General features: G+C 57.0%; 11 protein-coding genes. 5 read left to right on the top strand and 6 right to left on the bottom strand.

From position 1 onward, the window contains the following. Positions 1-14: 14 nt before the first annotated feature. Positions 15-1088, top strand: coding sequence for a BMP family ABC transporter substrate-binding protein (locus EYC79_RS23125; protein ID WP_130979639.1), 1074 nt, complete (start codon positions 15-17; stop codon positions 1086-1088). Between the two features lie 170 nt (positions 1089-1258). On the opposite strand, the gene EYC79_RS23120 is transcribed toward EYC79_RS23125, so the two are convergent. Then, the gene (locus EYC79_RS23120) at positions 1259-1426 is read right to left on the bottom strand and encodes a Thivi_2564 family membrane protein (protein WP_111850603.1); all 168 of its coding nucleotides are present in this window, start codon (positions 1424-1426) and stop codon (positions 1259-1261) included. A gap of 232 nt (positions 1427-1658) precedes the next feature. Between EYC79_RS23120 and EYC79_RS23115 the strand changes: the two genes are divergently transcribed. Beyond that, on the top strand, positions 1659-2081 hold the full coding sequence (locus tag EYC79_RS23115) for an OsmC family protein (protein ID WP_130979638.1): 423 nt from the start codon (positions 1659-1661) through the stop codon (positions 2079-2081). A gap of 28 nt (positions 2082-2109) precedes the next feature. Here EYC79_RS23115 and EYC79_RS23110 read toward each other — a convergent pair whose 3' ends face one another. Genes EYC79_RS23110 through EYC79_RS23100 form a run of 3 tightly spaced genes read right to left on the bottom strand, consistent with a single transcriptional unit; the run spans position 2110 to position 5239 of the window. Beyond that, on the bottom strand, positions 2110-2601 hold the full coding sequence (locus EYC79_RS23110; RefSeq protein ID WP_130979637.1) for a peptide deformylase: 492 nt from the start codon (positions 2599-2601) through the stop codon (positions 2110-2112). Further along, positions 2598-2933, bottom strand: a complete 336-nt coding sequence (locus EYC79_RS23105) for a hypothetical protein (RefSeq protein ID WP_130979636.1) — start codon at positions 2931-2933, stop codon at positions 2598-2600. Before EYC79_RS23105 ends, EYC79_RS23110 begins: the two co-directional genes overlap by 4 nt. Then, positions 2933-5239, bottom strand: a complete 2307-nt coding sequence (locus tag EYC79_RS23100) for an FdhF/YdeP family oxidoreductase (protein ID WP_130979635.1) — start codon at positions 5237-5239, stop codon at positions 2933-2935. Before EYC79_RS23100 ends, EYC79_RS23105 begins: the two co-directional genes overlap by 1 nt. A 386-nt stretch (positions 5240-5625) precedes the next feature. On the opposite strand from EYC79_RS23100, the gene mgtE reads away from it, so the two are divergent. From mgtE to EYC79_RS23085, 3 genes are all read left to right on the top strand, one after another. Further along, complete coding sequence (gene mgtE, locus EYC79_RS23095) at positions 5626-6996, top strand: magnesium transporter (protein WP_113266447.1); 1371 nt, start codon at positions 5626-5628, stop codon at positions 6994-6996. A gap of 66 nt (positions 6997-7062) precedes the next feature. Then, entirely contained in the window at positions 7063-7449 is a 387-nt protein-coding gene (locus EYC79_RS23090) for a MerR family transcriptional regulator (RefSeq protein WP_062426111.1), read from the top strand. Positions 7450-7782: 333 nt separating this feature from the next. Continuing rightward, complete coding sequence (locus EYC79_RS23085) at positions 7783-9561, top strand: bifunctional diguanylate cyclase/phosphodiesterase (protein WP_130979634.1); 1779 nt, start codon at positions 7783-7785, stop codon at positions 9559-9561. 24 nt (positions 9562-9585) lie between these two features. Here EYC79_RS23085 and EYC79_RS23080 read toward each other — a convergent pair whose 3' ends face one another. Together EYC79_RS23080 and EYC79_RS23075 are read right to left on the bottom strand one after the other, a co-directional pair. Further along, a complete protein-coding gene (locus EYC79_RS23080) occupies positions 9586-10545 on the bottom strand; it encodes an acetyltransferase domain-containing protein (RefSeq protein ID WP_130979633.1) in 960 nt (319 codons plus the stop codon). 78 nt (positions 10546-10623) lie between these two features. After that, the gene (locus tag EYC79_RS23075; protein ID WP_062425392.1) at positions 10624-11310 is read right to left on the bottom strand and encodes a DUF599 domain-containing protein; all 687 of its coding nucleotides are present in this window, start codon (positions 11308-11310) and stop codon (positions 10624-10626) included. Between the last annotated feature and the right edge of the window lie 104 nt (positions 11311-11414).

The following is an 11414-nucleotide window of genomic DNA, read 5'->3' as shown; positions in this document are numbered from 1 at the left end:
AAGCAGGGGTAAAAATGAAAAGACTCATCATCGCACTGGCCGCGTCCGCCGCGGCTATCATCGGCGTCGTTCCCGCAGCGCAAGCTGCCGACGCCAAAAAAGTCTGCTTCGTCTATGTCGGTACGCGCACGGATGGTGGCTGGACGCAGGCGCATGATATAGGCCGTCAGGAATTGCAGAAGCATTTCGGCGACAAGATCGAGACGCCATTCCTTGAAAGCGTTCCGGAAGGCCCGGATGCCGAGCGCGCAATCGAACGCATGGCCCGTTCAGGCTGCGATCTGATCTTCACTACGTCGTTTGGCTTCATGGATGCCACGGTCAAGGTTGCGCAGAAGTTCCCGAAGGTGAAGTTCGAACACGCGACCGGCTTCAAGACAGCGGCGAACCTCGCAACCTATAACTCTCGTTTCTATGAAGGCCGTTACATTCAGGGCCAGATCGCTGCGAAGATGTCGCAGAAGGGTGTCGCTGGCTACATCGCCTCCTTCCCGATCCCGGAAGTCGTGATGGGCATCGACGCCTTCCTGCTTGGCGCACGTTCCGTCAACCCGGACTTCAAGGTCAAGGTCGTCTGGGCCAACACCTGGTTCGACCCCGGCAAGGAAGCCGATGCGGCCAAGGCTCTGATCGACCAGGGCGTCGATATCCTGACGCAGCACACCGACACGACGGCACCGATGCAGGTTGCTGCAGAGCGCGGTATCAAGGCGTTCGGCCAGGCCTCCGACATGATCAAGGCTGGCCCCAAGACACAGCTGACCGCGATCGTCGACACCTGGGGCGCCTATTACATCAAGCGCACACAGGCGCTTCTTGATGGCACCTGGAAGTCGGAGTCGGTTTGGGATGGTCTGAAAGACGGCATTCTGACGATGGCGCCTTACACCAACATGCCGGACGACGTGAAGAAGATGGCTGAGGACACCGAGGCGAAGATCAAGTCCGGCGAACTTCACCCCTTCACCGGTCCTGTGAAGAAGCAGGATGGCACGGAGTGGCTCAAGGTGGGCGAGAAGGCTGAAGACGGCGTTCTGCTCGGTCTGAACTTCTACGTTGAAGGCGTAGACGACAAGCTGCCGCAGTAAGTCGAAGTTTTTACATGAGAAAGGGCGCGCAATCCGTTTTTCGCGCCCTTTCTTATTGAGGCGTCATCCTCAAAGCTCATGCCGAAAAAGCAAAAGCCCGCCGATGGAGCGACGGGCTTTTCCAAGTCTTGCCCGCGCATATGGATGCAGCGGGTCGGACAAAATCGTTATCAGAAGACTGCGAGATACTTCAGCAGCGAGATAATACCGATGATGATCACGATGACCTGAGCGATCTGCTTTGCACTGCCGCCAACCGGCAGGCGTGCGATAAGCCACAGCACCAGTACGATGACCAGAAAGGTGATCAGAATGCTGACTAGCGTCGAGGTAACCATATGTCCCAGCTCCTATTTCCGTTTCGATGAACGGCCCGATCACCGTTGCGTGAGTAAAAGCCGCAATTTAGAATTTGGTTCCATTGTGCAAAATGAATTTGCGGGAAATGTAGATTGAGAGCACGTCGCACAAAAGTTCTGCGCGGTCTTTCGATACCAACATGCGACAGGACACAGATGGAAGCGGTGGAAGCGAATCTGAAAGATCGTAACACCGCATAAGGAGTATGGTGTGAGCGAGCTACGGGTTAAGAAGCGGGACGTCGGCGCGACAGCCCTCTTGGGACGCAATGGTCATCCGCAAATTGCAACACCGACCGGCGGAAATCTCTCCGTGGTGACGGCCGCGTCGGAGCCGGGCTTCAATCCGCTCGACCTTCTCTATTCCTCGCTCGCCGCCTGCCTGGCCTTGAGCGCGCGCATTGCCGCAAGCCGCATGGGCGTGCTTAACAGGTTCGAGGCGGTCGAGGCGAACGTGACGGGAGAAAAGTCTGAGGGTGAACCCGCCCGCATTCTCCGCTTCGACATGCGGCTGACGATCAGCGGTGATTTTGACGAGCCGACGAAGCAGGCAATTGCCCATGAAGCGGAGAGAATTTGCACCGTCAGCAATACGCTGCGCAGCGAGGCGGACTTTCATCTGTCTATCGCCTGATCCCGTTCCGAACTGTGATGGCGATCAATCAGCGCTGCGTCTTTTCCCATTTGCGGATCAGCCGGTCGCGCTTGAGCTTCGATAGGCGCTTGATCCAGAAGATGCCGTCGAGCTGATCGATCTCATGCTGAATGCAGACGGCGTGAAAACCATCCGCGGTCTCCTCCCGCTTAGCGCCCGTCAAATCCTGAAACCGCAACGTCACCTGCCGGGGACGTTCCAGTTCCTCTGTGATTCCCGGCATGGAAACGCTGCCCTCCACATGGCGCATCGTGTCTGTCGAGCTGTGGATGATCTCAGGATTGACGTAGGTCAGGATCTTGCCGGGCTCAAGCTCCAGCACGAAAACCCTCTGAAAGACGCCTATATGTGACGCCGTGATCCCGACACCGGGTGCTGCACGCATGGTGTCGACTAGGTCCTGCTGTAGGATGACGAGGTCGGGGCCAAACGTCGCGACCGGCTCGCATGGGGTGGCAAGGGCGGTGGCTGGGTATCGGACGATGGTACGAACGGTCATGACGTATTCGAACTCAAAGATGAAGGCTTCAAAGTGTTGGATGCGGTGGTCGCAAGCGCTTTCGCCTTTTCCGTCAATTCTACGAAGGTCCGCTGTGTTCGGTCTTCGCGGCGAACGATATGGAGCAGTGTGCCGGAAAGCGCGCTGATCTCCCGTAGCACCAAAGCATGGGCAATACCAAGCTTGTTTGAAAGGCTGCGACTGTCACTGCCAAGACCGATATGGACCGCAACAATGAGCGCAGCGCCTGTCGGTTGAAGTCCAGCCGGCGCGACCTGGAGCAGTTCGTCCACCGCGGCCATGAAGCGCGTTGCGGTGTCTTCCTCGTCCATTATGCCGCCGCGGCCTCGCCCCGCAGTCGCACCGACACCAGCACGGATTTGGAGGTTGGGGTGAAGCTGCCTTCTCCATAACTGTGTAGCGGCACGAGAACGTTGAGCTCGGGATAGTAACCGCAGACGCTGCCCTGCGGTATGTCATAGGGCACCAGACGGAAATCCTTCGCGATCCGTTCGACGCCATCGCCATATTCGCCGATCACATCGACGCGCTGTTTGGCGTGGGCGCCGAGCGTCTCCATATCCTTCGGGTTCATGAAGATCACCTGACGTTCGCCGTAAACGCCGCGGTAGCGGTCATCGAGGCCGTAGATGGTGGTGTTATATTGATCGTGGCTGCGGAAAGTCTGGAGCACGAAAAGACCTTCTTTCGACAATGCAGCCTGATGCTCCGTCATTTCCGGCAGGGGGCCGGTAAAGAAGACCGCTTTCTTTTCCGGTGTATGCCATTCACGCTCGGCTGCCGCGTTGCGCAGATGGAAGCCGCGCGGCACGCGCACGCGCTCATTGAATTCGTGGAATCCCGGAATAACCCGCTCAATCATGTCTCGGATCAGATCGTAATCATCGGCAAGAGCGTTCCAGTTGACAAGGTCACTGCCAAGCGTGGCTTCCGCGATACCGGCAATGATGGCAACTTCGGAACGCAGTTCAGGCGATGCCGGCTCGTTTATGCCGCCAGAACCATGGACCATGCTCATGGAATCCTCCACCGTCACGATCTGCGGCAGGCCTGCGGAATTGCGATCGATCTCGGTGCGGCCAAGACATGGCAGGATGAACGAGGTTTCTCCCGGCACAAGATGCGAATGGTTGAGCTTGGTCGCGATGTTGACGGTCAGCTTCTGCTTTTTGAACGCCTCGATGATCAGCGGGCTGTCGGGCGTGGCGCGCAGGAAGTTGCCACCGAGCGCGATGAAGGACTGCGCCTTGCCATCCAGCATGGCGCTGATCGCTTCCACCGTGTTGTGCCCACGGTTGCGCGGCATCATCACGCCGAATTCCTTTTCGAGCGCATCAAGCAGGGCAGGCGGTGCCTTCTCGTCGATGCCAACGGTGCGATCGCCCTGTACGTTCGAATGGCCGCGGACAGGGCAGAGGCCGGCACCGGGCCGCCCGACATTGCCCCGCAGCAGCATCAGATTGGTGATCTCGCGAACGATAGCGACGGAGTGTTTGTGCTGCGTCACCCCCATCGCCCAGGTGGCAATGACGGAACTGGCATTCATGTAGATGGAGGCCGCTTCCTCGATCGCCTCACGTGTCAGACCCGACTGGTCGAGAATGGTTTCCCAGTTCGTTGCATCCACGGCAGCACGGTATGCCTCGAACTCCACGGCATGGTCGGTGAGGAAGTCGTAATCGATGATGGCTGGTTGACCCGCGGCACGCGCCGCCTCATCGGCCGAGAACACCACCTTGCTGATACCGCGAATAGCGGCCATGTCACCGCCCTGGCGTGGCTGATAGTAATTGGTGGCAATCTTGGTGTTACCGCCGGTGATCATCTCCAGCTTGTCCTGCGGATCACTGAAGCGCTGCAGACCCTTTTCCTTGATCGGATTGAAGACGGCAATGCGCGCGCCGCGAATTGCCGCTCGCCTTAGATCACCCAGCATGCGGGGATGGTTGGTGCCGGGGTTCTGGCCAATGACGAAGATCGCATCGGTCTTCTCGAAATCCTCCAGAAGCACGGTCCCTTTGCCGACACCGATAGAGGCTTTCAGACCGACGCCGCTCGCTTCATGACACATGTTGGAGCAGTCTGGAAAATTGTTCGTGCCGTAAAGTCGGACCATCAACTGATAGAGGAAGGCAGCTTCATTGGATGCCCGACCGGATGTGTAGAACTCGGCGCGATCCGGGCTGTCGAGTCCGCGCAAGATGGTGCCGATCTCGCGGAATGCATCGTCCCAGGACACGCGCACGTATCGGTCGGACGAACGATCGTAACGCAGAGGGTTCGTCAGGCGGCCTTGTTTCTCAAGTTCGTAATCCGACCATTGGCTCAGCGCGGAGACCTTATTCGCGGCGAAAAACTCCGGCGCAACGCGTGCCTCCGTGGCTTCCCAGGAAACGGCCTTCACACCGTTTTCGCAAAATTCGAAGGATGAGCCATGCTCCGGGTCGCCCCAGGCGCAGCCGGGGCAATCGAAGCCATCGGGCTGATTGGTCTTAAGAAGCGCCTTCGCATTGGAGAGGGGTGCTCCGGATTCCAGCAGGCGCTTGCCAACGCTTTTCAGCGCGCCCCAGCCGCCGGCCGCGGATGAGGGCTTGCCGATGAAATCCATCTTGCCCATTATAACGTCTCTCCTTGAAGGCTTCGTCTCGATCGGTGCCAAGACAGACTCACCCGATCCTTAGTTTGCACTGCAGCATAACTGTTCAGATAGGCGCTTACCTAGCATATATCAATTCTCTGCGTTGCACGGATGCGCGTTTCGTTTTCCCATTAGCGACACCCTGTCCGCGCGTTGACGACACGGAGCCACCCGTCGCTGCGGTGCGATGGTGGGAAGGAAGAAGATGAAACCAGTTCTTGCCTAACGGGTTGTTGACATTGTTGTTCTAAACGACAATCTCCAGCCCGTTTGCAAAGCAGGCCAATGACCGGAGAAGGGGGCGCAAGTTGACAAAAGCCGACCACGATCATCCCGCAACGGAAGAGGCCAAGCGTCCGGAAGTGATGGCCGACATCTATGCCGAGGACGGCTCGATCCGGTCAGACTTTCTCGCCATGGTCGGCGCTGCGATCGCCGATCGCGACGTGCTGTTCCTGCGCGAAAACGTGGCTCGCCTGCATGAATCCGAACTGGGCGACCTGCTGGAATCGATCCAGCCGGAGCAGCGCCACGCACTTGTGCGACTGCTGGGCACCGACTTCGACATGACGGCACTGACCGAGGTGGATGAAGCAATCCGCCTCGATATCGTTGAGCAGATGCCGAACGAGCAGATTGCTGCCGGTATCGGCGAACTCGATTCGGACGACGCCGTTTACATTCTGGAAGACCTCGACCGCGAGGACCGCGAAGACATTCTCTCGCAGATGCCGTTCACCGAACGTGTGAGGCTCATGCGGGCGCTGGACTACCCGGAAAGCTCTGCCGGTCGCCGCATGCAGACCGAGTTCGTCGCCGTGCCGCCATTCTGGACGGTCGGCCAGACGATCGATTACCTGCGTGAAGAGGAGGAGTTGCCCGAATCCTTCTCTCAGATTTTCGTTATCGATCCCACCTTCAAGCTTGTCGGCGCGCTCGATCTCGATCGGCTGCTGCGCTCAAAGCGGCAGGTAAAGATCGAAACCATCATGCACGAAACAAACCATCCCATTCCAGCGGAGATGGACCAGGAAGAGGCAGCCCAGCTCTTCGAGCAATATGACCTTCTGTCTGCGGCCGTCGTGGACAGCAACGGTCGCCTCGTCGGCGTGCTCACCATCGATGACGTGGTGGACGTGATCCAGGAAGAGGCGGAGGAAGACTTGCTTCGCCTCGGCGGTGTCGGCGACGAAGAATTGTCCGATAGTATAGCCAGCACGTCCAAATCGCGTGTGCCCTGGCTTGGCATCAATCTGATGACGGCTTTCCTGGCAGCCTCGGTGATCGAACTTTTCGACGCCACCATCCAGCAGGTCGTGGCACTTGCGATCCTGATGCCTATTGTCGCGGGCATGGGCGGAAACGCTGGCTCGCAGACGATGACGGTTTCGGTGCGCGCTCTCGCCACCAAAAACCTCGATATCCATAATGCGGCGCGCATCATCCGACGTGAGGCAGGTGTGGGCCTTTTGAACGGCGCGCTCTTCGGCTGCGCGATCGGCATTATTGCCGGCATCTGGTTCCACGACGTGAATATCGGCGGCATCATCGCAACAGCCATGCTGATCAACATGCTTGCAGCAGCTTTGGCCGGCATTCTTATTCCGCTGTTCCTCGATAAGTTTGGCGCCGATCCGGCCGTTTCTTCCGCCGTTTTCGTCACGGCAGTGACCGATATCGTCGGCTTCTTCTCATTTCTCGGCCTGGCAACCTGGTGGTTCGGCATATCAGGATGATGATCGAAAATTGACTTTTACGTGAAGGTCAAACATAATGTCCGGCAGCCAGAATCGGACAAAGCCTTGAATAAGTATTATAGCATTACGGAACTGACGCGCGAATTCGGTGTATCCACCCGCACTCTTCGGTTTTACGAGGATGAGGGCCTGATCCATCCGGAGCGCCGTGGCCGTACGCGCTTGTTCCGCGCCGCCGATCGCAGGCTCATTCAGGAAATCCTCCGTGGTCGCCGCATCGGCTTTACGATCGCCGAAATTCGCGAAATCATCCAGGTTTACAAGGAGCCGCCGGGTGAATCCGGCCAGCTCGAGCTTCTGATGAAGAAAGTCGATGAGAAGCGCGCCGACCTTCGTCAGAAGCGCCGCGACATTGAAGAGACGCTTGCCGAGCTCGACAATGTTGAGGAAGCCTGCCTCACACGATTGGCAGAAATCGGCGTCGGAACCTGACGGACCGCTTCGCCTTTTGCTGTTGAGAGTTGGGCACTCAAATCTTTCAGTAGCGCCAATCTGGCGCCCACCTTCATTCTAGCTTCATGCTCCCCACCGTCGTAATTAATCCTTCGCTAACCACGCTTGAAGACCCTTTGGAACGGTTAAGTCATATAACTGTTTTATAGCGTTAGTTTTAAATCGGATCTTCAAGCCCGGGCATGATGCTCGCAATGGTGACTGCAACCGACTGTGTCTGTCGGTTCGCGTGACGCAGGGCTGATAAAAAATGTTTCCCTGATCAACGGCGACGCCGCGCCATCCTCGTGCGTGGCATGGGTATATAGATTTATGTTGGACGAGCATGAGCGTATTTCCGCGCTTAAGAATATGCGCTTACTCGATACTATGCCGAGCGAGAATTTCGATCGTATCACGCGACTGGTGGCAAATTACTTTGGTTTGCCGATTGCAGCCATCTCGTTGACGGACACGGACCGCCAATGGTTCAAGTCGAAAGTGGGCGTCGAACACAACGAGATACCTCGGCACAAAGCGCCTTGTTCGCAGGTAGCGGAACACAAGCGTCCCGTGGTCGTGAAGGATTTGCAGAAAGACGATTATTATGCCGACAGCACGCTAGGTCAGGCCGGAATTCGTTTCTATTGCGGCGTTCCACTTGTAACACCGGATGGCTACGGCCTTGGTGCACTCTGTGTCTTGGGGATCGAGCCTTTCGAAGTCACCGACGAACAGATGGCGACCCTCTCCGATCTTGCTGCTATGGTCATGGATCAGATTGAGTTGCACCATTCGATGGGACGGATTGATCCGTCGAGCGGATTGCCAAACCGTCACCAGTTGATGAGTGATCTCTCTGACCTTGCTCTTCACGAAAAAGGTTCAGAGCAGATCATCAGCCTAATTGACCTTGCACAGACCACGCAGTTCGACCGAATGATGCGCGTGGTCGGCATTTCCTATCTCGATGGTCTGATGACCAAGGTGGCGCGCATTCTAAGGGAGCATCTGGATGGAGGAACATTCGCCTACCATATCGGCCCGACGCAATTCGCATTCATTGTCCCCAAGGGTACGAAGGTCGAAGACTATCGACCGTTTCTAGAGCAGATCATGCGTGCGCTTTATAACGAGGTCGAGTTCCAGATCACCATGACGCCGTCCATCGGCTCGATGGTTTTCCGCCCTGGCGAGACCAGTGCCGAGGAAATTTTACGGTCGTTGCAAAGTGCAGTGCAGGACGCGCGTATTCATCCATCGAAAATCGCCTTTTTTTGCCCATCTCTTGATGTGCAGCATCAGCGCAACTTCATGATCCAGCGCGAGTTTCCACGGGCGATCATCGACGACGCGCAGCTGTCGCTCGTATTTCAGCCGCGGGTGGACGCCGCCAGTGGCCTTTTCAAGAGTGCGGAAGTTCTGTTGCGCTGGACCCACCCGGAGCTTGGCCCAATTTCGCCTGCCGAATTCATCCCGGTTATCGAAGCGTCAGCCTATGCTCGTGAATTGACCATGTGGGTCATCGCGACATCCCTCCAGCAACTTTCCAAATGGAATTCCACAGGTTTTCCCATCAAGCTTTCCATCAACCTGTCAGCCACCAATCTTCAGGAGGCCGACTTCTGGGATCGGCTGAGCGTCGATCTGGCTCGCTTCGGCATCGATCACGATCAGATCGAATTCGAAATAACCGAGACGGCGATGATGATGGAGACGAAAGGGTCGCAGGACCTGCTCGAAACGCTTGCCGCATCGGGCATTCAGCTATCAATTGACGATTTCGGCACTGGTTACAGCAGCCTATCCTATCTGCAAAAGCTGCCGGTCAGAACCGTCAAGATTGATCGCAGCTTCATCAACGATATGCAGGAAGGCAATCGAGAGCGCGTCCTCGTCCAGTCCATGATCACGCTCTGCCACTCGCTCGGTTACGAGGTCGTGGCGGAAGGTGTGGAGACGCGCGAGCAAGCCGAATTGCTGACCGTCATGGGATGCGATGAGCTCCAGGGCTACTGGTTGTCAAAGCCGATTGCTGCGGACGGTCTCATCCGTTGGATGTCGGATCGTCACACTGCTCAGCATTACCGTCTTGAAGCGATCAGCGCCTGACTGCGACCTCAAGCTCACCCCGGATTATTGAACCTCCGCCGAGCACTGGGCTGCGACATCCCTAATCTTGCTCTGCTGCTCGATACTGGCTGTATTCGCGATCATCGCGTCGAAGACATTCTCGCTGTGCAGTTTCTCCAAGGTGCAGCCACAAAAGCTTTGGCAGAGATCGAGGTTGTTTTGGGTCTGCATGCAGCTCGCTTCGCAGCTCTTCTTGTAAGCCTCCACCTGATCCACCGGCGGGGGCGGGAAAGTGATCGATCCCAAATAGACCAGCGCGATCAGCACCGGCTGGTGAATGAGGTAGAAGGACAGGCTGTGGCGGCCGAAGAAGGCAAGCAGGTTGCGCTTGCCGCTAGGCTTGCGATACCGATCCAGCCACCCGCGCGGCACGGCGATTTGCGCGACACCAAGACCGACAAGAAACGGCGCCAGAAACGGTAACACCGGCACATAGTCGTTGGAGCGGGGAGGTGCTGTGGCAAATCCGATCCAGGACAGCCAGATCGAGTTGAAGGCATCCGACGAGAAATAGATCGGCGCGAGAAAGGCCAGAACAGCGACGGCCAACGTCACAACCGCAGGCAAGCGCAGAAATATGAGACCGATCAGGCTCGCGACGGCGATATTGTGCAGAATGCCGAAGAAGATCCAGCCACCCGGAACGGCGAAGAATGTCGCAACCGAGATCAGCAGCGCCGCGCCCGCAACCATCGCAAAACGCTTGCCGAAGGCCGGCCAGTTTATACCCTTTCGATGCGCCAGAAACAGGCTGAAACCTGCGAGAAACAGAAACGAACTGGCAATCGCTCGCGCGTAAAGACGCCACAAACCCTCGGTCGGCGTTTCCGGCGGGATATAGCCGAACATCGCAAGATCCCAGGTGAAGTGGTAACTCGCCATGGCGATGAGCGCGATGCCGCGCCATGTGTCGAGAAAGCCGATACGGCCGGACTTGGTAACCGTTGCGGTTGCCTCATTCATTCTGTGATTTCCTTCGCAACGGTGAGGGGGCTTTGCCTGCGCTTCGCCCGCAAAGTGGGGCGATTTCATGACAGGCGATTAATGATCGTCCATGATGGCGAGACGCGCTTCCGAGTAGAATTGACGTCTCAACAGCGCGACGATGATGATGACGGTCATGACGATGAAGACATAGGCGTTGATAAACCAGCCAAGATAACCGATCGACAGGAAGAAGGTTCTGAGGCCATCATTGAAATTCTTTGCCGCAATGACATTCATGCGGATGACGTTTTCCGCCGCGCGCTCGGCCGCTTTTCTATCCGCATTTGCCTCATGCATCATCGGCATTCCACCGAAGAGGATGGTGCAATAGTTGAAGAGCCGATAAGACCAACCGAACTTGAAGAAGGCGTAGCCGAAAAGACAGGTCAGCCCGATAACCTTCAACTCGAAAGCGGTTCGTCCGCCATAATAGACGAATGGCATGTCGCGAAACACCGATTCGACCCGGTCGGTGGCGCCGAGGAGCGCGAAGCACCCGCCGATCGCGAAGATGGAGGTCGATGCGAAGAAGGCCGTGCCATTTTGAAGGCCTGCCATGATCTGCGTATCGATCATCTTCAGATCGCGCGACAGAGAGTTGTAGATCCACCGTCTGCGCCGGTCGGCCATGGCTTGATTGAGGCTGGTTCTGCCAAAGGGCGATCGTGCGGTTGTGATATAGGCATAGGACACCCACAGAACCAGGAATATGACGAGCGCGATGTAGTCCATTGTCGTCATGTCGGTCCCGCCCGTAACCCGCTTCTCGCCTTTTCCGCCAGGCAACGACCTGGCGTGTTTTCGAAGGTTGTCATACCAAGAAATGATTGCAAGGCAATCGAGAC

The organism is Agrobacterium cavarae (assembly GCF_004310285.1).
GTDB lineage: Bacteria > Pseudomonadota > Alphaproteobacteria > Rhizobiales > Rhizobiaceae > Agrobacterium > Agrobacterium cavarae.
Note: the sequence above shows the minus strand (reverse complement) of the source record. Positions and strands in the feature narration are given on the sequence as shown.

Coding starts and splice junctions, on each gene's coding strand:
- EYC79_RS23120 (WP_111850603.1), bottom strand. CDS start 1,426: ATGGTTACCTCGACGCTAGTCAGCATTCTGATCACCTTTCTGGTCATC.
- EYC79_RS23105 (WP_130979636.1), bottom strand. CDS start 2,933: ATGGACGAGGAAGACACCGCAACGCGCTTCATGGCCGCGGTGGACGAA.
- EYC79_RS23080 (WP_130979633.1), bottom strand. CDS start 10,545: ATGAATGAGGCAACCGCAACGGTTACCAAGTCCGGCCGTATCGGCTTT.
- EYC79_RS23125 (WP_130979639.1), top strand. CDS start 15: ATGAAAAGACTCATCATCGCACTGGCCGCGTCCGCCGCGGCTATCATC.
- mgtE (WP_113266447.1), top strand. CDS start 5,626: ATGGCCGACATCTATGCCGAGGACGGCTCGATCCGGTCAGACTTTCTC.
- EYC79_RS23100 (WP_130979635.1), bottom strand. CDS start 5,239: ATGGGCAAGATGGATTTCATCGGCAAGCCCTCATCCGCGGCCGGCGGC.
- EYC79_RS23075 (WP_062425392.1), bottom strand. CDS start 11,310: ATGACGACAATGGACTACATCGCGCTCGTCATATTCCTGGTTCTGTGG.
- EYC79_RS23085 (WP_130979634.1), top strand. CDS start 7,783: ATGTTGGACGAGCATGAGCGTATTTCCGCGCTTAAGAATATGCGCTTA.
- EYC79_RS23110 (WP_130979637.1), bottom strand. CDS start 2,601: ATGACCGTTCGTACCATCGTCCGATACCCAGCCACCGCCCTTGCCACC.